Below are 20,937 nucleotides of genomic sequence, written 5' to 3' on the forward strand. Positions count from 1 at the left end.
AAGACGCTCGTCGATTTCCCCAGACTGTTGGCGAACTGGGCCACCGGCGTGCGGCCGGCCTCGATCTTGTCGCGGTAATCATTGTGGAAATAGGTCAGGCTGGCGCCCAGGCCGTCGGGGCTGCGGAATTCGATGCCCAATTCCTTGTTGAGGCTGGTTTCGGCTTTCAGGTCGGCATTGCCCAGCAGAAAGCACGCGGGATCACCCGATTTGGTGTTGCCCCAGCAGCCATTGCCGTCGCTGTAGAGCGCATACCCGGGGTTGCTCTGGTACAGATTGGGCGCCTTGTAGGCCCGGGCGATGCCGGCCTTCACCGTCCACTGGTCGTTGACCATGTAGGACAGGTTCAACGCCGGGCTCCAGTTGTTGCCCTGCAGGCTGTGGTGATCGAAACGCAGGCCGGGCGTCACGGTCCAGCGGTCGCCGATATACAGATTGTCCTCGACGAACACCGAATAGATCGTGGCATGGGCCTTGGGTGCGTAGGCAAAGGGCACGGCGGGCATTTTGCCGCTCGGGTGATTGCGCGCGGCCAGATCGGATGAATAATCCTCCAGGTCCTGGCGCACCCATTCCAGGCCAACCGTGCCCATCTGGTCGATGCCGCCCCAGTCCAGGCGGCGGTTCAGTTCGGTGTGGGCGGTCAACGTGCGCAGATTGATGTCGCCGAATTCCCGCCCGCTGAACAGCCCTTCTGTCCCGCCCGCCAGGCCTTCCAGGGTCCGGGTATTGCGCGTCTGCTCGTATTGCAGGTAGCTGAGGGTGTGGGTGGCCGGATTCCAGTCGCCCGCATGGGTGATGGCATAGGTCTGCCGATAGATCCGGTTGGTTTCCCCGCCCAGGGCCCCCTTCACATAGCCCGTCTTCTTGTCCAGGTTGGTGTTCTGCGTATCGCCGACGTAGATATTGCCCTGGCGGCCGTAGCCGGCCTCGAAAGCGATCCGATGGCCGGCAGCGGGCTTCCAGCTCAGCACACCGTTGATATCCCGATGCTTGTAGCCTTCGCGGCCTGCCGGGAATGTGCCCTTGTTGCCCCCCAATCTGAGCGACTGATGGCCGTCGTTGATGTCCCACGCATCCCCCTGGAAATTCGCCGCACTGCCGCTCAGGCGGAAATCCAGACGGTCGGCAATCGGGCCGGTCAGGCTGAAGGTGGTGCGGGCGGTGGCGCCTTCGTCGCTGTGTTCGGGCGCGTTTGCGTACACCGACACCGAACCGCTCAGCCGGTCTGCAGCCGGCTTGGTGATGATGTTCACTACGCCACCGGCGGCACCGTTGCCATAGCGCGCGGCGGCGGGACCGCGCAGCACTTCGATGCGCTCGATCAGTTCGGGCGGCACCCAGTTGGTGTCGCCGCGCGTGTCGCGTTCGCCGCGCCAGCCAAAGCGCACCGACCCGCGCGAGGACACGGGCTTGCCATCGATCAGGATCAGGGTGTTTTCCGGGCCCATGCCGCGGATGTCGATCTGGCGGTTGTTGCCGCGCTGGCCGCTGGACGAATTGCCGGTCAGGTTCACGCCCGGCATGGTGCGGATGATTTCCGACACGTCGGTGGCGGGCGGGGATTTCTGGATGTCCCCGGCCGTGATGGTGGATGCGCCCGGAGTCTGTTTCAGTTCCTGTTCGGCCTTGACGACGACACGGTCGAGTTGGGTGACATCGCTGGATGATTGCGCGCCAGCCGGGGCAGCGGCCAGGCCCAGGGCAATGAGCAGGCCAACCGGCGGCAGGGCGCGGCCCTGGACCTTGGAGACGAACATGTGGATTCCTTGGATGACGGTAGATGCGTGAAATTTTTATGAATATAAACGATAACTATTTCTATTTACAAATCGACATTTTTCAGGAATGCGATCCGTTGGCGCCCAGGTCGATGCGCACGACGCTTTCCATGCCGTCGGCCCGGTAGGCGGGGTGCTTGTCGTCGTGCGGTCCCTTGATCGTGGCGTACAGGACCTGCCCATTGGCCGCCAGGGCCAGGCTGTTCGGATGCGCCGGCAGGTCGTGGCGCGCCTTCACGGCATAGGTCGTGCCGTCGATCACCGTGATCGCGCCGGTGCCCAAGGGATGCGCGCGCGAAGCGCCCCGGTTGCTGACGTAGATTTCGTCGCGGACCGGGTTGTAGCGCACGTCCAGTGCGCTCTCGCCCACAGGGACGGCTGCCAGGACGCGGCCGGTCGTGGTATCGAAGACGACCAGGCGGCCGTTGCCGGCATCGGCGCCGAACAGGCGCGCGCCGGTATCATCCAGCGCGACGTTCACCAGGAAGGGCTCGGCGCCATCCAGGGTGAAGCGATTCAGGATCTTGCCGCTGTCCGGATCGATGACAGTCACGCCATAGTCGCCGCCCTGGCCGATGTACAGGCGGTTCGCAGCGGGGTCATAGGCCGCGCCGGCGGGCCATTTGCGCAGTCCGGACAGCGTGTGCAGGATGATGCCGCGCTTCAGGTCCACGATCCAGACCTTGCCTGCCGTGTCGGGATTGGTGACGAACATGCGTTCGTGCGCTTCGTCCAGCACGATCTGGCGGACATGCTCGAAACCACCCTTGGCCTTGGCCTGGCCGAGCCGGTAGTTCGCCGTCTTGCCGGTCTTCAGGTCGATGGCCTGCACGATGCCGTTCAGGGTGTTGCCGGCGTACAGCGTATCCGTGCGTGCATCATGGACCAGGCCGTAGGGCTTGCGCTCGGTCTGGATGACGGCCTGGGTTGCCAGAGTATCCGGGTCCAGGCGGTAGATCGCGCCGCCCTCGTCGGCCTTGAAGCGCTGGCCCGAGGACGCCACGAACACGGCACCGTCGGCCACGACCAGTTGATAAAGCCCGGGGGCGAGGTCACGGCGCAGCACGGCCTGCCGCGCCTGGGCCTGGGTGTGCGCCTTGTGCGCCTGGGCGTCCGGGCCGGCCTTGCCCGGCTGCCCGCCAGGAACGGCGCAGGCCGCCAGCGCGGTGCCCAGGACGAATGTGCCCAGCAGTCGGGCCGGTATGCGGGCCGTGTCCGGACGATGGCAGCGGAGGTGTAAAGTACGCATGGTGGGGGTTCCTTGCAGGATGTGGAGCGGTGGCCGGGGCCTCAGAAACGCAGATCCAGGCCGAGACGGAACGCACGCGGCGCGCCGTAGTAGGTCGAGCCCGGATCGGGGTGGTAATGCTTGTCGAACAGGTTGTCGATGTTCAGGCGAACGGACAGGTCGCGGCTGATCTGGTAGCGCGCCATCAGGTCCACCACGGCATAGGCGTCCTGCTCGATGATGCGGTCCTGTGTTTGGGGGTCCTTGAGCTTGATGGACGCGCGGCTCTGCCAGCGTACGCCGCCGCCCACCGTCAGGCCATGGCCGATGCCAGGCCAGCGGTAGCTGGTGAACAGCTTGGCGGTGTTCTGCGGCACGTTCGGGTTCAGCGTGACTCGATGCCGATCCTGCGACAGGGCGCGGGTGAAACTGGCGGCCACCTGCCAGTTCGGCAGCAGTGCGCCGGATATTTCCAGGTCGATGCCCCGGGTGGTGGTGCCGGAGACAGCCTCGTAATACTGTTTCGGGTCGCCCGGCTGCCGGGGCACGGCGACGGCAAAGTTATCCTGCCGCACACGAAACAGCGCGGCGGCGACATTCAGCCGCCCGTCCAGCAGTTCGCCCTTGGCGCCGACTTCGTAGCTGCGGCCCAGCAGGGGCGGCAGGTAGTTTTCGTCCCGGTCCTGCTGGTTCTGCGGCTTGAAAATGTCCGTGTAGCTGGCGTAGACGGACCATTCGCCGCTCAGGTCGTAGACGATGCCGGCGTAGGGCGTGAGCTTGTCGGATTCGTGGCGGTCCAGATGCGTCGCGCTGCCATCGTAATAATGCGTGTCCTTGATGTTTTCCCAGTGGGTGACGCGACCGCCGATGATCAGCGACAGACGGTCGGTCGGCTTGAAGCGCGCGGTGGCATAGGCGCTGGTGAGGTTCTCGCGGTTGACGGTATCGCCGATCGCCGGGTTGTCGGGCGCGCCGGGCGTGCGGCCATCCCAGGTATGGATATTGTCAATGGCCGGGGACCAGCCCGTGAACCACCACAGGGTGTATGGCGAGGTTTCATCGCGCGTGCGCGACGCCGTGGCGCCAAGCACCAGATCGTGTTCCCGGCCCAGCAGGGTAAAGGGCCCCATGGCATGCACGTCCAGGGTGTTCTGCACCGGCTTGCCCGCCCAGCGGCCCGCCCACAGATTCACGCCCGTGCCGGTGACGCGGTCAGGATTCCCGCCGCCGGCGTAACCCAGCACTTCGTCATAGCGATAGACGCTGCGTTCCAGCGTGCCCTTGATCTTCCAGCCGTTCTCGAAGCGATGTTCCAGCGCGGCGAACCAGGTCTGGTTGTGGCGCCGCGAATAGGCCCAGTCGGCGGCGGCGGACTGGGTCCGGTCCCAATCCGTGCGCCCGCCGTCCGCATAGAACATCGGCAGGCCGCCGCGCGAATGACCCGTGGCATCCTGGTTCTGGAACAGAAAGCCCAGCGTGGCCAGGGTGCTGGGCCCCAGGTCGGCCTCGACGATGCCGTACAGGGTCTTGCCACGTTCCTGCAGGCGTTCCAGGTACGAGCCGTTCTTCTGCCAGGCGGCAACCAGCCGACCGCGCACGGAGCCGGACTCGTTCAGGGGCGCGGACAGGTCCGCCTCGGTCCGGTACCAGTCCCAGGATCCGGTCTCGATGCTGGCGCGCGCCTGGAATTCACGCATGGGCCGCTTGCGGATCAGGTTGATGGTCGCGCCGGGCGCGCCCACGCCGCTCATCAGGCCGTTGGCGCCTCGGATCACCTCGACCCGGTCATAGGGCGCCATGTCAGCCGTCTGGAAGATTTCCCTGTAGCCGCTGTAGACCTGATTGAGCCCATCGACCTGGTAGTTTTCCACCTGGAAGCCGCGCGCATAGATCGGGCTGGTGTCCGACCCCCGGTTGCCCGCGACATTCATCACCAGGCCCGGCGTGTTGTCCACCACATCGGCCAGTGTGGTCAGGCCCTGATCGTCCATGCGCTGGCGGGTGATGACGCTGACGGACTGCGGCGTTTCGCGCACCGACAGGTTCAGGCGCGTGGACATGTTGCTGGCCTGCGCGGCGTAGGACCCGGTGCCCTCTGTGGTCGGATCCAGCGCGGCGCCGCGCACGACGACCGGCTGCAGCATGCGGTTCGGCGGCTGGGCGGGCCGATCCAGCGTCTGCCCGGCGGCCTGGGCCCAGGCCGTAGCCTGGCCGCCCCCCAGCCCGACTGCCGCCAGAACGACAGACAGCCCTGCCACAGCCCCACGACGAGGCCGCCTGAATTTCACCATGGTGTTCGCTCCCTGTATCAGTTGTGTGCTTGTTGTGTGCAGCGATTGCGCTCGATCACCATGGTAATGCAAATGAGAATGGATATTAATTATTAATTTAACATGCTGAATCGAGATGCATGCAACTGAATCGCCGCCATCCTGTCAGGCGTCCTGTTTTCTGCCATGCGTGATAACCTCGCTGCTGCATCTGGATGCCTGAACCGTACGTCTGTACGCGAGCGAGAACAGCATATGAATACCGCCTCGTTGATTGCCCTGGTGGATCAGTTCCGCCATCTTCCACACGAGCGAGCCACTGTGGAATTCAAATCCAATTGGGACAAGCCTGAAGATATCGGTCAGTACTTGTCGGCCCTGGGAAATGCTGCAATTCTGGAAGGTCATGACCGTGCCTGGATGATCTGGGGAGTAGACAACACCACGCATGCAATCATCAGCACGACATTCGATCCGTTCTCAGCAAAAGGAGAGGGCAATCAGTCACTCAGCATGTGGCTCACACAGAACACGCTGCCTCGCCCCGATTTTGATTTCCATGAACTGCCGCATCCTGATGGGCGGATCGTGGCGCTTGAAATTCACCCACCACGCGCAGCGCCATTGGCTTTCAAGGGCGAACGATACATCCGCATCAACAGCCACAAGACCAAGCTTTCGCAACATCCAGACAAAGAATCTCGCCTATGGGCCCTGCTGGGTCAGAAGGAAGACTGGTCAGGCCAAGTCATTGCCGAGGCCACGCTGGACGACCTGGATCCCGACGCAGTCATAGCGGCACGACAGCGTTTCGAGGAATACCTGCTCAAATCAGAACGCGACCAGCAGCGACACGAACGGATCAAGGCTCAAGTGCGCTCATGGGACATACCCACCTTGCTGAACAAGGCGCATATCACAAAACAGGGGCGCATCACGCGGTCCGCCTTGCTGCTTCTTGGCAAGGACGAAGCCACTCATCTTCTATCGCCCGTCGATGTCAAGATGACCTGGGTGCTGCGTGATGAGCACAACCGCACGGTGGATTCACAGCATTTCAGTCTGCCACTACTGCTGTCCACGGGAAAACTGGCCGGACGCATCCGCAATATCATGTTGGAGCACATGCCTGATGGACAGCTGTTTCCTACCGCAGTCCCGCGCTACGACGGCTGGGTTCTGCGCGAAGCGCTACACAACTGCATCGCTCATCGGGATTACCGTCTAGGCGGCAAAATAAATGTGGTTGAATACCCAGATCGCCTCGTGTTCAGCAACCTGGGACAGTTTCTACCACCCAGTGTCGAATGGATGCTGGAGCATCAGTCACCGCCAGAGCATTACCGCAATCAGTGGCTGATTGATGGCATGATTCGACTGAGAATGATCGACCAGGCTGGCAGCGGCATCCGACGCATGTTCGAAACCCAGCGTGATCGGTTCTTTCCTTTGCCAGATTACGTCCTGGATCCTGCAGACAATGGCTATCCAAGAGTTGAAGTCACAATCAGCGGCAACATTCTCGACGTGAATTACACGCGCTTGCTGATGAAGCGCCATGATCTGGACTTGCAGCAGGTATTGTCGCTGGATAGGGTACAGAAAAAGAAACCTATCTCCGCCGACAAAGCCAAAGCACTCAGGGCAGACAAACTGATCGAAGGGCGCGCCCCAAATTTTTTCGTCTCCGCCAAAGTTGCCGCCTGGACGGGAGACAAGGCCCGCTATATTCGTAACAGGGGATTGGATGACACCTACTATCGTCAACTCATCCTCGACTACCTGGAAAAATACGGTCAGGCAAGCCGGCAAGACATCAATGCCTTATTACTGACCAAGCTTTCTGACGTTCTAAGCCCTGCGCAGAAGATGAACAAGATTCGCAACCTGATGCAGGCCATGCGCAAAGAAGCGCTCATCCAGAGAGAGGGCTCCAGAACCAATGCCATGTGGCGCATCAAGTAACCTGCCGTCTTTGCTAAATAAGCCACATAGTAAATGAAAAAATCCTTTGAAAATCATAAATCGTTGATTTATATGATGTTTTTCATTCTATAAAACTGATTTCTAGCAAAGGGAAAGCGTTCTGACGAACTCGCTGCACAAGCGCACCAACCAGCCGACCCACGTACTGAAGTTGTCAGCAATTCTTGGCGTGACCACGCGCAGCCCTCACACCGAATCGGACCCACCCAGTCAAACAATGTCAAGAATTTCCCATCCCGGCCCCGAAGATGATTCAATCCCCTGAATTCCACTGATCGAAACCTCAAGGAGATCGCCATGGGTCTGTTCAGCACCATTCTCGAAAAACTGGGCTTCGGCAGCACGCACGCCGCGCCGGCACCTGATGCGCCCGCTGCAAGCGCCGCCGCTGCGGCCAGCACACCGGCTGCGCAGGCGATTTCCGTAGTAGACGTGGTCGGCCAACTGGAACAAAAAGCCGCCGCCAATCCCCAGAAACTGAATTGGAAGACGTCCATCGTCGATCTGCTGAAGCTGCTGGACATGGACAGCAGCCTGGGCGCGCGCAAGGAACTGGCCACCGAACTGGGCTGCCCCGCCGACAAGATGGGCGATTCGGCGCAGATGAACATGTGGCTGCACAAGGCCGTGCTGGCCCGCCTGGCGGAAAACGGCGGCAACGTACCGGCCGATCTGCTGAACTGAGCCATCCCAACCCCAAGACCGGCCTGGCGGCGCAGCCCGCCCGGCCGGTGCGGAGCCTCATCATGCAAATCACCGATATCCTCGCCATGGTCAATGGGCTGGGCCCCATTGCCCGCCAATTGGGCATCACCGAAGCCCAGGCAACCAGCGGCGCCCAGGCGCTGCTGCCGGCCGTGCTGGGTGGATTCCAGAAACAGGCGCAGGGCGCCGGCGGTCTCGATGGCCTGCTGGCCCAGCTGGGTGGCGCAAGCCTGCCCGCTTCGGCAGACGACCTGGGACCGGGCGACGCGACCCGGGGCAATGATGTGCTGGGCCAGATTTTCGGCTCGAAGGACGTCAGCCGCACCGTGGCCCAGCATGCGGCCTCCAGCAGCGGCCTGGATCCCGCACTGCTGAAAAAAATGCTGCCCTTGCTGGCCACGCTGGTTGCCGGGTTCATGTCCCGCCAGAGCGGTGCTGCTGGCCAGGCATCGCCAGCTTCGCCGATGGGCGGACTGCTGGGGGGCCTGCTGGGCGGACTGGGCAGCCAGGGCGGCGCAGCCCAGTCTGCGGGCGGCGGCCTGCTCGGCACGCTGAATTCGCTGCTCGACACCAACGGCGACGGCAACGCGTTAGACGACATCCTGCGCATGGCCAGCAAGGCAGGTCCCCGCTGATAGACACCGGGGCGTCATGCGCCCCATCGGGCCGGTTTCAGTCCGCCCGACACGACCCAGGCGGATGCGGGCGGTTTGCGCCTGCCAGCAGCCAGCGCCACCCGGTCATCAAGGCCGCCTGCGGCGCGCTTTGGTGGGTCTGCCCAGACAGCACGGCGCTGTCCAGGCGCAGGCCAGGGCACAGCGCCAGTTCCCTGGCCAATTCGCTCATGCCGTCCACCATGGCGCGCGCCTGGCGCACGGCCAGGCGACGGGCCTGCTCAGCCGCATCGACATCGGGGCCGCGTTCGCCGGGCGCCAGGCCCTGCTCGTATGCGCCGACCGTCAGTCGCACACCCAAGACTGGCACCCCCCGGGCGCACAGCCACGAACGGCGACGGCGCAGCAGGCGGACCGCGTAGCGGCCGCCCCACCAGACCGAGGGGCTGGACAGCACATAGCCATCAAAGGCGCTGGGCCGATGCGTCAGGACATACACAGCGAACACCGCGCCCAGTGAATGGCCGCACAGCACCTGGCGCTGCGAGTCCAGGCACCAGCCGTCCGCGATCCGCGCCCGCACGCGATCCAGGACGCGCAGCCAGCGGGCCGCGCCCGTCTGCATGGCAGGCGCGGCTGGCGCAGTCGCCGCACCGCCATCAGCCGCGCTGGGCCTCAGCGCCACCGGGCGACCCGCGCCGCGCGCGCCCCAGCCTGCCGGCACATAGTCCCAACAGCGGTCTTCGGGCCGGGCCGGCCCCAGGCCCACCAGCAGGCCCGGCAGGCCCCCTGGGTCCGCCCGCAGGGTCTCGAACTGCCTGAGATCCAGCACGTAGGCCACGGGCCAGCCGTCCGCCGGCATGGGACCGGGCGGCACAGCGACGCGCACGACACAAGCGCGACCATCTTCCAGGGGCAGATCAAAGGCAAGCGGGCGCATGTTCCACTATACTGGCGAGGTCGTAAACAGTTCTCATTCTATACACTCATCCGCCTCTCAGGCGCCGAGACCCCGTCCCACGCAGCAGATCCCTCTTGCCCACATGAACGCCACGCTGACGACTCCCGCCCCGATCCTGATGGATTACCGGCGCATGCTGCGCCGCCGCTGGCTGCTGGTCGCGCTGCTGTCGCTGATCATCCTGGCCTCGATCCTGGCGGATTTCACACTGGGGCCGTCCGGCCTGGGCTGGGCGGATCTCAGCCACGCGCTGTTTCACCCCGACCAGGCCGATCCGACCACCCGCGTCATCGTCTGGGACATCCGCCTGCCTTATGCCCTGATGGCAGTGGCGGTGGGCCTGTCCCTGGGCCTGGCAGGCGGCGAAATGCAGACCATCCTGAACAATCCGCTGGCCAGCCCCTTCACGCTGGGGATTTCCTCGGCGGCGGCGTTCGGCGCATCCCTGGCCATCGTGCTGGGCTTGACGCTGCCGGGCGTGCCGCAATCCTGGACGATCGCCGCCAACGCCTTTGTCTTCGCGCTGGTCTCGGCGCTGCTGCTGGACGCGGTGGCGCGCTGGGGCTCGATGAGCACGTCCGGGCTGGTGCTGTTCGGCATCGCGCTGGTGTTCTCCTTTAACGCGGCGGTGTCGCTGGTGCAGTTCGTCGCCAGCGCCGAGGCCCTGCAGGGCCTGGTGTTCTGGACCATGGGCAGCCTGGCGCGCTCGTCCTGGCCCAAGGTCGGCATCCTGCTGCTGGTCTTTGCCGTGCTGCTGCCGCTGTCGCTGCGCGACACCTGGAAACTGACCGCGCTGCGCCTGGGCGAGGATCGCGCCGCCAGCTTCGGCATCGACGTGCCGCGCCTGCGGCTGACGGCGCTGGTGCGCATCAGCGTGCTGGCCGCGCTGGCCGTGTCCTTTGTCGGCACCATCGGCTTTGTCGGCCTGATCGCCCCGCACATCGCGCGCCGCCTGTTCGGCGAAGACCACCGTTTCTACCTGCCGGGCAGCGCCCTGGTGGGCGGCACGATCCTGTCGCTGGCCTCGATCGCATCCAAGAACATCGTGCCCGGCATCATCGTGCCGGTGGGCATCGTCACCTCGCTGGTCGGGGTGCCGTTCTTTCTGGCGGTCGTGCTGCGCCGCCAGATGAAATAGGCGCAATGATCATGCTGCAGATCCAGAACCTGTCCGTCGCCTACGGCCACCGCCCCATCATCCACGGCCTGTCCGCCGGGCCGCTGCAGCCGGGCCGGGTGGTGTCCCTGCTGGGCCCGAACGGCAGCGGCAAATCGACGCTGCTCAAGGCCCTGGCCGGCCTGCTGAAAGTCGCCCACGGCCAGGTGCTGCTGGACGGCCAGGACCTGACACAACTGTCATTCGAACGCCGTGCGCAGCGCGTGGTCTACCTGCCGCAATCCCTGCCGGCCGCCGTGCATCTGCGGGTCTTCGAATCCGTGATGGTGGCTGCGCGCGCCTCGGACCTGGACCCGCAGGCCCAGGTCGCCAGTCCGCAGCGCATCCTGGACGTGCTGGGCCGCCTGGGCATCGAGCATCTGGCCATGCACTATCTGGATCAGCTGTCCGGCGGCCAGAAACAGCTGGTGGGGCTGGCCCAGGCGCTGATCCGCACGCCGCGCCTGCTGCTGCTGGACGAACCGCTGTCGGCCCTGGACCTGAACTACCAGTGCCATGTGATGGACCTGCTGGCCCAGGAAACCCGCGAACACGGCCTGACCACGCTGATCGTGCTGCACGACCTGAACATCGCCCTGCAGCGCAGCGACGAGGCCCTGCTGATCCGCGCGGGGGAACTGGTCGGCCACGGCCGCCCGGACCAGGTCGTCACGGCCACATCCCTGGCCGATGTCTACCAGGTCCAGGCCCGGGTGGAGACCTGCTCGCGCGGCCTGTCCCATGTGTTGATCGACGGGCTCTGCGCCCCGGCCTCATGAAAAAGCCGTCGCTGTCTTCCTTGCTGCACGTGCTGCGCGCGCTGACCCTGGCCCTGGCCTGCCTGGGCAGCGCGGCCAGCGCCGCCCCCATCCAGGTCACCGACATCCTGGCCCGCCAGGTCACGCTGCCCGCACCCGCACACCGCATCGTGCTGGCACAGGCCCGGCACTTTCAGGTGCTGTCCCTGCTGGCCCCCGATCCAGCCGCCCTGCTGGCGGGCTGGTCCGACGAACTGCGGACCTCGTTCGCGCCGGACTACCAGGCCGCGCTGCAGCGTTTCCCCAGCCTGGCGCAAGTGCCGGTCGTGGGACGCCACACGCCGGATTCTTTTTCGGTCGAACGCACGCTGGCGCTACGCCCCGACCTGGTGGTCATGACCGCCTCGTTCGCGGGCCTGGCGCCCGGCCAACCCGCCAGCGAATCGCCCCTGGTGGGCCGCCTGGAAGCCGCCGGGGTGCCGGTGATCGTGATCGATTTCTTTCTGCAGCCGATGGCACACACGGTGCCCAGCCTGCGCGCCCTGGGCCAGGCCATCGGCCAGCCGGAACGCACCGAGGCCGTCATCGCGTTCTACCAGCAGCACATGCGCACCATCGCCGAACGGCTGGCGGACCTGCCTGCGGACCAGCGCCCGCCGGTCTTCGTCCATGCGCATGCAGGCACCACGGATTGCTGCAGTTCGCCAGGCACCGGCACCTTCAACGAGATGATCGCCTACGCCGGCGGCCACAACATCGGCGCCGACGTCCTGAAAAGCGCCACGGGCAGGCTGAATTTCGAATACATCAACGCGCGCGCGCCCCAGGTCTACGTCGCCACCGGCACCGGCTCGCAAACAGGCGCGGGCCTGGCGATCGGCGCCGGCGTGCGCGCAACCGATGCCCGCGCCAGCCTGGAACGCCTGATCGCGGCCAACCGCCTGGGCGCGTTGCCAGCGGTGCGATCAGGCAACAGCCATGGCATCTGGCATGCCTTCAACGATTCGCCGCTGCACGTGGTGTTCATCGAGGCCCTGGCCCACTGGATCCATCCGGACCGCTTCGCCGACGTGGACCCGGCCGAGACACTGCGCGAGATCAACGCGCGGTTCCTGGCCGTCCCCCTGGCAGGCACCTATCTGGTGGACCTGCAACCCGGGGCGGAGCCTGTCCGATGAGCCTGCGGGAAACCGTGCTGGCGGCGGAGTCGCCCGATGCCCGGCGCCTGCGCCTGCACATCCCGGACGGCACGCCGCCTTGCAGCGGCTGGCCACTGCTGGTCCTGCTGGATGGGGACTGGATCTGGCCGCTGGACCCACCACCCGCAGGCGGTGCGGGCTGCGCCGTGCTGATCCCGGGCCACGGCGGCCTGCGCGGACTGGCATTGGCACGCTTTGCCGCTCAGGACGCAGCGGCGCCGAACCGTCTCCGTATCCAGGCCCTGGCGCGGCGCGCGCTGGATTTCACGCCCCCGGCGCCGGACGGTGGCCGCTGGCCCGATCCGCGCCGCCCCGAATGGCAATGCGGCGGCGCGGATGCTTTCCTGGATGCGCTGCTGGGCCCCATGCTGGCCTGGGCGCACGACCAGGCCCCGCTGGACCCGAACCGCCTGTGCCTGTACGGCCATTCCTACGGCGGCCTGTGCGCGCTCTACGCGCTGGTCCGCCACCCTGGGCGATGCGCCCACACGGTCTGCGCCAGCCCCTCGCTCTGGTGGCAGGACGGCCGGATCGAAGCCCTGCTCGACGGTTTGCCGCGCACGCTCCCGGCCCGACCCGGCAACGCGGACGCGGCCACCGCAGCGCCATCCTCGCCACCGTCCGATCCGGTCCGGCTGACACTGCTGGCGAGCACGCAGGAACGCTGGTACACCCATCCGCTGGACCCGGCGCACCCGCGCCAGGCCGCCGACGGCATCCCCACCCTGCCCCGGCTGACGGCGCTGCGCGACCGGCTGGCGGACATCCCCTGGCTGGCATGCACGCTTGAACGCCTGGACGGGCTGCAGCACGGCGATGCGCTGCGGGCCGGAGCGCAGCGTGCGCTGGCGCTGGCTGCCACCTGAACGCCCGCGCCGAGCGCACCGATGACGGCCGCGACCGCGCCCACTGCCGCCAGACCGTATCGCTTGATCCTGTCCCAGGGGCTGCCGGACGAGACCGGCGCCAGGCGCCTGCGCCAGGACCTGCCCCAGGCCGAATGGCGCTGGATCAGCCGCTTGCGGCGCCCCGACGACCGCCTGCGCAGCCTGGTCGGACGCGCCCTGATCCGCCGACTGCTGGGCCAGCGCCTGGGCCTGGCGTCCGCCGCGATCCCGCTGACCACAGGGCCGCACGGCAAACCCAGGCTCGCCGTCACGCCCGGCCCGCATTCCGCCTGGCATTTCAACATCGCGCACAGCGGCGATCTCGTCCTGGTCGGCATCGGTCCCGGACCGCTGGGCGTGGACGTGGAACACTGCCCGGACTGCGTGGATGCGGGGCTGTGGCAACAGATCACTGGCCAACCGCCTGCCACCCAAGAGGCATCCGCGCCGGCCCCTGATCCCCGGACATTCTGCGCCCAGTGGGTCCTGCGCGAGGCCGTCCTCAAGGCCTGCGGCCTGGGCCTGAGCGCCGATCCCGGATCGCTGCGGCTGACGGACGCGGATGCGACAGGCATGATGCGGGTCTCGGGCGGACCCGCCATCGAGGGCCTGCAGGTGTGCCTGCTATGGTCGGATCCGGCGCATTGCGCGGCGCTGTGCCTGCCCGGAACGGCACCGCGCCCGGATGCCTGGTCCCTGGAAAAATGGGTGGTGTCCGACTGGATCGACGGCCTTGTTTGAACGACCGTTCCGGTCATCCTGGGACGGATCGGACGAAGACACGGCCCATGAGCGGACTGGATTCCATGAATGATTAATATATAATCATTCTCATTATCATGAGCATGTCGATAAGGCAGCCATCATGGCAATGAATTCATCCGCATCCTCCACCCATCCCATCCCCACCCAAGTCTGGCCTGCCGCATTCGCCGCCCGCTACCGCGCGGCCGGCTACTGGCGCGGCGAGACCTTCGGCGCCTGGCTGCGGGCACGCGCCCAGGCGCATCCAGACCGGCTGGCCGTGGTCGGCGGCGCACAGCGCTGGACCTATGCCGAACTGGATGGCCGCGCCAGCGCCCTGGCCGCCGGATTCCTGCACGCCGGCCTGCGCCAGGGCGATCGCGTGCTGGTGCATCTGCCGAACATCCCTGATTTCATTGCCGTGGTGATGGGGCTGTTTCGCGCCGGCCTGATCCCGGTCTACGCCCTGCCCGCGCATCGCATCACGGAAATCGAGCACTTCGCCCAGGGGGCGGGCGCACGCGCCTACGTTGCCGCCGCGATGCATGCCGGCTTCGACTACACGGCGCTGGCACGCGAACTGCAGCGCCGCCAGCCGCAGGTCGAACATGTCTGGATCGCCGCGCCTGCCGATGGCACGGCACCAGACACCGCCGCCCCAGCCGCTGCATTTCCGCACCTGGATGCGCTCTACGCCGCCGACGGCAGCGCCGTGCCGGCCAGTGTCTCGCAGGGATCGGACGTGGCCTTTCTGCAGATTTCCGGCGGCAGCACAGGGCTGTCCAAGCTGATCCCGCGCACGCACGACGACTACATCTACACCCTGCGCGAATCGGCCCGCATCTGCGGGCTGGATGCCGATACGGTGTTTCTGGGCGTGCTGCCGATCGCGCACAATTTTCCGATGAGCTCACCCGGCTTTCTGGGCACGCTGTACGCAGGCGGGCGGGTCGTGCTCGGCCCATCGCCCGACCCGGAATCGGCCTTCGCCCTGATCGAACGCGAACGCGTCACGGTCACCAGCCTGGTGCCACCGCTGCTGCTGCAATGGCTGGATCGCGCGCCCGCATCGGGCCACGACCTGGGCAGCCTGCGCGTCATCCAGGTGGGCGGTGCCAAGCTGGCCGCCGAGATCGCCCGCCGGGTGCGCCCGACCCTGGGCGCTACGCTGCAGCAGGTCTTCGGCATGGCCGAAGGGCTGGTGAACTACACGCGCCTGGACGATCCGGACGAGCGAATCATCCATACCCAGGGCCGCCCCATCAGCCCGGACGACGAGATCCTGATCCTGGACGACGTGGGCCGGCCGGTCGCGCCGGGGCAGGCGGGCCACCTGCTGACTCGCGGCCCCTACACGATCCGAGCCTATCACGCCAATCCGTCGGCCAATGCGCGCGCCTTCACCGAGGACGGCTACTACCGCACCGGCGATGTGGTGCGCATGACGCCCGCAGGCGACCTGCAGGTCCAGGGCCGCGCAGGCGACCACATCAACCGCGCCGGGGAAAAAATCTCCGCAGAAGAAATCGAAGACCACTTGCTGTCGCACCCCCAGGTCTTCGACGCCGCCGTGGTCGCGGTGCCCGACGAATGCCTGGGCGAACGCAGTTGCGCCTTCATCATCACGAAAGGCGCACGCCCACGCCCCGCTGAACTGAAGCGCTGGGTCCGTGCGCGCGGCATCGCCGATTTCAAGGTCCCCGACCAGATCGTGTTCGTGGACGCCTTCGCGTCCACCGCCGCCCTGAAGACCAGCCGCAAGGCCCTGCGCGCCCAGCTGCGTACCCAGCTGCTGGAACAGGAACAGCGGGAACGCGCCGCGCAGTAGGCCGGCCTTTTCTCTTTCAGCCGATACGAAGCCCCTGACATGAGCACTCTCAGCCTCGAATCCATGCGTGCCGACATCGCCCGCATGCTGCATGAATCGCCCGCAGACATCCTGGACGATGACAACCTGATGGACCTGGGCCTGGATTCCATGCGCCTGATGAAACTGGCCGCGCACTGGCGCGAAGCCGGTGCGCGCCTGGAATTCGCCGACCTGGCCGCCAACGCCACGCTGGCGCACTGGTGGACGATCGTGATGCGCAGCCAGGCGGGGGCCGCGTGAACCGCAGTGCCGATCCGGCCTGGGCGCCGCTGACCGAAGCCCAGGAAGGCCTGTGGTACGCCCAACGGCTGGATCCGGCCAATCCGATCTTCAGCCCGGCGCACTGCACCACGCTGCGCACCCCGCTGGACGTGCCGCGCTTCGAGCTCGCCGTGAACCAGGCGCTGGCCGAGGCCGAATCCCTGGCCCTGCGCTTCGAGGATCGCCCCGACGGCCCGGTGCAGCGCATCGACCCCACGCGCATGCCCTGCCTGGAAATCCACGACCTGCGCCAGCTGCCGGAACCCCAGGCGCGCACGCAGGCGGACGGCTGGATCCAGAACGATCTGCGCCAGCCCGTGGACCCCGTGCGCGACCCCCTGTCGCGTCAGGTCCTGTTCCTGTGCGGGCCGGCGCTGGCCCTGTGGTACCAGCGGGTGCACCACCTGGCCGCCGATGGTTATGGCATGGCCCTGATCGAGCACCGCGCCATCCGCCTGTACCAGGCCCTGGCAACAAACACCGCCGACCGGGATCCCCCGCTGGCGCCGCTGGCGCCCGTCTGGGACGAGGACCGCGCCTGGCGCAATGATCCTCGACGTGCGCAGGCACGCGCATTCTGGTTGGCCCAGTGCGCAGACCAGGTGCCTGCCGCCAGCCTGGCGGCCGGATCGGCGCTGAGTGCCCACGACTGCCGACGCCTGACGCTGGATGCGCCCGCCGCACTGGTCGAATCGCTGCAGGCCCTGGAAGCCGCCGCCGAGGTCGGCTGGCCCGACATTCTGACGGCGCTGGGCGCCGCCTACGTGGCGCGCCACCTGGGGCCTTCCGCCTGCGTGACAGGGGTGCCCGCCATGGGCCGCCTGGGCCGCCAGAGCGCCCGCAGCGTGACGACCGTCATGAACGTGCTGCCCTGGGTCTGGACCCCGGACGAGGACGCCCCCCTGATCGACACGCTGCGCGACGCCGCCCGGTCGCTGCGCCGCCTGCGGCAGCACAGCCGCTACCGCGCCGAGCACCTGCGCCGCGACCTGGCGCAGCCGGGCGGCCTGCCGCGCCTGCACGGCCCGATCCTGAACGTCCTGCCCTTTGATACCCCCTACGCAGCCGCTGGCCTAGACGCGGCGCAAAGCGTGCTGCGCACCGGGCCGGTCGAGGACCTGAGCTTCGGCTTCCGGGCGGCGTCCGACGGCAGCGGCCTGCGCCTGGAAGTCGAGGCCAACCCCACGCTGTACACCGAGGCGCAGATCCAGGCTCACCTGCAGCGCCTGGCGACCTTCCTGGCGACCGCCCTGGCCGCACCCCGCCTGGCCGAGGTCCCCACCCTGACGGCGGACGAATACGTGCGCCGGGTGCTGACGCCCAATCGCACCGAACACCCCGTACCGGAGGGCACTCTCTGGACGCGCATCCACGACCGGCTGCGCGCCGAACCCGCCCGCATCGGCCTGGAAGACGCAGCAGGCCCCTGGACCTATGCCGAGATCGACACCTGGACGACCCGCGCGGCCCGCCGCCTGCGCGCCCAGGGCGCCGGCCCTGGCCGCCTGGTGGCCGTAGCCCTGCCGCGCTCGGCGCAGCGCGTGCTGTGCCTGCTGGCGATCCTGCGCAGTGGCGCGGCCTACCTGCCCCTGGACCCTCGCCAGCCAGCCACGCGCCTGCGCGCCATCCTGGGCGACGCCCAGGCCTGCGCCCTGATCGGCCCCGCCGCGCTGTGCGCGGGGCTGGACACCCGCCCGCTGGCAGCAGACACGCTGGGCGCTGCGCATCCTGCCGACCCGACAGCGCAGCACGCAACCGAGGCCCACCCGCACGCCCGCCCAGAGGACCCCGCCTACGCGATCTATACATCGGGTTCCACCGGCGCACCCAAGGGGGTGATCGTGTCCCACGCGGCCATCGTCAACCGGCTGGAATGGATGCGCGCGCACTACGCCATCGGGCCGCAGGACCGTATCCTGCAGAAAACCCCGGCGACCTTCGACGTCTCCGTCTGGGAACTGTTCCTGCCGTTTCTGAGCGGCGCCTGCCTGGTGGTCGCCCCGCCCGACGCACACCGCGACCCGGCCTGGCTGTGCCGCCTGGTGCGCGAACAGCGCATCACCGTCCTGCATTTCGTGCCCTCCATGCTGGCCGCCGTGCTGGACGAACCCGCCGCCCAGGGCCTGGAACCCCGCCTGGTGTTCTGCAGCGGCGAGGCCCTGCCGGCCGCGCTGCGCGACCGTTTCCACCGCATATTCCGAGCCGCGCTGCACAATCTGTACGGCCCGACCGAAGCAGCCGTGGACGTGTCCTGCTGGCCGGCCAGCGCCGACGACGACAGCCAACCTGTCCCCATCGGCTGGCCGGTCTGGAACACCCGGCTGCACGTGCTGGACGAACGGCTGCGGCCCGTGCCGCCCGGCACGCCCGGCCAGCTCTATCTGGGCGGGCGGCAACTGGCGACCGGCTATCTGGGACGGCCCGACCTGACGGCTGAACGCTTCATCCCGGCCCCAGCCTGGCTGCCCGATGATCGTCTGTACGCAACCGGCGACCTGGCCACCCGGCGCGAGGATGGCGCCGTGGTCTACCTGGGCCGGCTGGACCATCAGATCAAGCTGCGCGGCCAGCGCATCGAACTGGGCGAGATCGAAGCCGTGCTGGCCACCCATCCGGCCATCGCCCAGGCCGCCGTCCTGGCCCGCGAAGACCGGCCCGGGCAGACCTTGCTGGTCGCCTATGGGGTGACCGAACCCGGCCACGCGTTCGACCGCAATGCCCTGACAGCCTACCTGGCCGAGCGCCTGCCGGACTACATGGTGCCCAGCGCCTGGGTACCGTTGACGGCACTGCCGGTCACGACCAATGGCAAACTCGACCGCAAGGCGCTGCCCGCGCCCGATCTGTCGGGCCTGGACACATCCCGCCCCCTGCGCGGCGCCGCCGAACGCCGGGTGGCCGAGGCATTCCGTACCGTGCTGGGCCTGTCGGCGCTGCCGGGCGCGGACGATGATTTCTTCGCGCTGGGCGGGCATTCACTGCTGGCGGCACGCCTGGCCCGGAATCTGCGCGATGACCACGACCTGTCGCTGGGCACGGTCTTCCAGTACCCCACCGTGGCGCGCCTGGCGGCCCACCTGCAGGATACGAGCGCACGGGCAGCCGGCGCCACGCATGCCGGTTTCGGCCCGGTGGTCACCCTGCGCGAGGCCGGCGGCCGCCCGGCCCTGTTCTGCATCCATCCAGCCGGTGGCCTGTCCTGGTGCTATGGCACGCTGGCACGCGCCCTGCCCACGCCGCGCACGGTCCACGGCCTGCAGGCGTCCGCCCTGGCCCTGGACGGCCAGCCCGCCGCCGACAGCCTGGCTTGCCTGGCGCGCGGCTACGCCGACCGGGTGCTGGCGCTGCAATCATCCGGCCCCTATCACCTGGCGGGCTGGTCCGTGGGCGGCATTCTGGCGCAGGCCGTGGCCGCCGAACTCCAGGCACGCGGCCAGACCGTGGGCACCGTCGCCCTGCTGGATGCCTATCCTTGCGAAGCCTGGCGGGACCGCCCGGAACCCGCCCCCGAAGACCTTTACAAGGCGCTGCTGCACATCGCCGGCGCCGATCCAGCCGCCCTGCCGCCAGAGCAGCTGAACCGCAGCGGCGTCATCGCCTTCCTGCGCGCCCAGGGCCACCCGCTGGGCGAACTGTCCGACGCGCGCCTGGACGCGGTCTTCGAGACCGTGGGCCACACCAACCGCCTGGTCCGCACGCACCGGCATGTCCACTACGACGGCCCGGTGCTGCACTTCCAGGCGGCCCGGGATCATGCCGAATCCGGCCTGGTCCCGGATCTGTGGCGGCCCCACGTCGGCACGATTGAACGACATGCGGTGGACAGCACCCACGCCGGCCTGCCGGGCGCCGCCGCCACGGCCCGAATCGCGCCCATCCTGGACGCCTGCCTGACCCACATCGAGACCCGACCCTGATCATGGACATGCTGACCCGATCCCCCTTGGACCCACTCATGGACTCCCTGGCTGATTTCCAGCCGGGCGACAGCCTGTTCACCGCGCCAGGACTGGGCTTGCAGGGCCAAGGCTGCCTGCTGCAGGCGACGCCCCGGGACGAGATCAGCCGCTGCGCTGCGCGCCTGCTGGCGCAGGCCGCCGAACGGCTTGCCGAAACGAACCCACCGGCAAAGACCCAGGCGGACGCCGCACGCCCCCTGCTGCTGGGCCTGCTGCCCTACGACCCCTCGGGGCCAGCGCCCGCCCGGTTGCTCATCCCGCGTTCCGTACGGCGCACCGCCGCGCCGCCCGATGCTCCGCCGCCATGCGGCACGGCCATCCGGCGGCGCCATGAACACCCCGATCAACCGGGGTATGAACGCAGCGTGCGTGCCGCGCTCGAACAATTGCGCCAGACCAGCGGCCTGCGCAAACTGGTGCTGGCCCGCACCCTGGAACTGGAACTGGAACGCCCCCTGGACCTGCCCACCGTCCTGGCGCGCCTGTGGGCGGCCAGCCCGCATGGCTACACCTACGCGCTGCCCGTGTCAGACGATGGCCAGGACTATTTCCTGGGCG

15 protein-coding genes and 1 pseudogene are annotated in these 20,937 nt (G+C 67.4%); 12 read left to right on the forward strand and 4 right to left on the reverse strand.

Annotated elements, in window-relative coordinates; all coding sequences use genetic code 11:
- The 3 genes from RBR29_RS04735 to RBR29_RS04745 all read right to left on the reverse strand — a co-directional run.
- Positions 1–1,760, reverse strand: a 1,760-nt coding sequence (locus RBR29_RS04735) for a FepA family TonB-dependent siderophore receptor (protein WP_320347758.1), incomplete at its 3' end; no start/stop codon positions are given.
- An 82-nt stretch (positions 1,761–1,842) separates the two neighbouring features.
- Positions 1,843–3,030, reverse strand: a complete 1,188-nt coding sequence (locus RBR29_RS04740) for a YncE family protein (RefSeq protein WP_320347760.1) — start codon at positions 3,028–3,030, stop codon at positions 1,843–1,845.
- Positions 3,031–3,071: 41 nt separating this feature from the next.
- A complete protein-coding gene (locus tag RBR29_RS04745; protein ID WP_320347762.1) occupies positions 3,072–5,300 on the reverse strand; it encodes a TonB-dependent siderophore receptor in 2,229 nt (742 codons plus the stop codon).
- Between the two features lie 165 nt (positions 5,301–5,465).
- Here RBR29_RS04745 and RBR29_RS04750 point away from each other — a divergent pair, with 165 nt between their 5' ends.
- The 3 genes from RBR29_RS04750 to RBR29_RS04760 all read left to right on the forward strand — a co-directional run bounded on the left by RBR29_RS04750 (position 5,466) and on the right by RBR29_RS04760 (position 8,605).
- A complete protein-coding gene (locus RBR29_RS04750; RefSeq protein WP_320347764.1) occupies positions 5,466–7,244 on the forward strand; it encodes an RNA-binding domain-containing protein in 1,779 nt (592 codons plus the stop codon).
- A 318-nt stretch (positions 7,245–7,562) separates the two neighbouring features.
- Positions 7,563–7,949 (forward strand): DUF3597 domain-containing protein, encoded by a 387-nt coding sequence (locus RBR29_RS04755; protein ID WP_320347766.1) that lies wholly within the window; start codon positions 7,563–7,565, stop codon positions 7,947–7,949.
- Between the two features lie 62 nt (positions 7,950–8,011).
- Positions 8,012–8,605 (forward strand): DUF937 domain-containing protein, encoded by a 594-nt coding sequence (locus RBR29_RS04760; RefSeq protein WP_320347768.1) that lies wholly within the window; start codon positions 8,012–8,014, stop codon positions 8,603–8,605.
- Between the two features lie 37 nt (positions 8,606–8,642).
- Here RBR29_RS04760 and RBR29_RS04765 read toward each other — a convergent pair whose 3' ends face one another.
- Positions 8,643–9,524, reverse strand: coding sequence for an alpha/beta hydrolase (locus RBR29_RS04765; protein WP_320347770.1), 882 nt, complete (start codon positions 9,522–9,524; stop codon positions 8,643–8,645).
- Between the two features lie 103 nt (positions 9,525–9,627).
- Between RBR29_RS04765 and RBR29_RS04770 the strand changes: the two genes are divergently transcribed.
- The 9 genes and pseudogenes from RBR29_RS04770 to RBR29_RS04810 form a co-directional block, all read left to right on the forward strand.
- Complete coding sequence (locus RBR29_RS04770; protein WP_320347772.1) at positions 9,628–10,683, forward strand: iron ABC transporter permease; 1,056 nt, start codon at positions 9,628–9,630, stop codon at positions 10,681–10,683.
- An 11-nt stretch (positions 10,684–10,694) separates the two neighbouring features.
- Positions 10,695–11,480: an ABC transporter ATP-binding protein gene (locus tag RBR29_RS04775; protein ID WP_320347773.1), complete on the forward strand. Its 786-nt coding sequence runs from the start codon at positions 10,695–10,697 to the stop codon at positions 11,478–11,480.
- A complete protein-coding gene (locus RBR29_RS04780; protein ID WP_320347775.1) occupies positions 11,477–12,637 on the forward strand; it encodes an ABC transporter substrate-binding protein in 1,161 nt (386 codons plus the stop codon). The genes RBR29_RS04775 and RBR29_RS04780 overlap by 4 nt, the downstream gene beginning before the upstream one ends.
- The gene (locus RBR29_RS04785; RefSeq protein ID WP_320347777.1) at positions 12,634–13,524 is read left to right on the forward strand and encodes an alpha/beta fold hydrolase; all 891 of its coding nucleotides are present in this window, start codon (positions 12,634–12,636) and stop codon (positions 13,522–13,524) included. The genes RBR29_RS04780 and RBR29_RS04785 overlap by 4 nt, the downstream gene beginning before the upstream one ends.
- Before the next feature lie 21 nt (positions 13,525–13,545).
- Positions 13,546–14,286 carry a 4'-phosphopantetheinyl transferase superfamily protein gene (locus tag RBR29_RS04790; protein WP_320347778.1) on the forward strand — a complete coding sequence of 247 codons (741 nt, stop codon included), beginning with the start codon at positions 13,546–13,548 and terminating at the stop codon, positions 14,284–14,286.
- A gap of 130 nt (positions 14,287–14,416) precedes the next feature.
- The gene (locus RBR29_RS04795) at positions 14,417–16,117 is read left to right on the forward strand and encodes an AMP-binding protein (RefSeq protein WP_320347786.1); all 1,701 of its coding nucleotides are present in this window, start codon (positions 14,417–14,419) and stop codon (positions 16,115–16,117) included.
- A gap of 39 nt (positions 16,118–16,156) precedes the next feature.
- Positions 16,157–16,399 (forward strand): phosphopantetheine-binding protein, encoded by a 243-nt coding sequence (locus RBR29_RS04800; protein WP_320347779.1) that lies wholly within the window; start codon positions 16,157–16,159, stop codon positions 16,397–16,399.
- Positions 16,396–20,337 carry an amino acid adenylation domain-containing protein gene (locus RBR29_RS04805; protein ID WP_320347781.1) on the forward strand — a complete coding sequence of 1,314 codons (3,942 nt, stop codon included), beginning with the start codon at positions 16,396–16,398 and terminating at the stop codon, positions 20,335–20,337. The genes RBR29_RS04800 and RBR29_RS04805 overlap by 4 nt, the downstream gene beginning before the upstream one ends.
- Positions 20,338–20,375: 38 nt before the next feature.
- Positions 20,376–20,937 (forward strand): annotated as a pseudogene (locus RBR29_RS04810) (hypothetical protein); the annotation flags it as partial.

Origin of the sequence: Castellaniella sp. (genome assembly GCF_034007085.1) — a bacterium.
Lineage (GTDB): Bacteria > Pseudomonadota > Gammaproteobacteria > Burkholderiales > Burkholderiaceae_B > Castellaniella.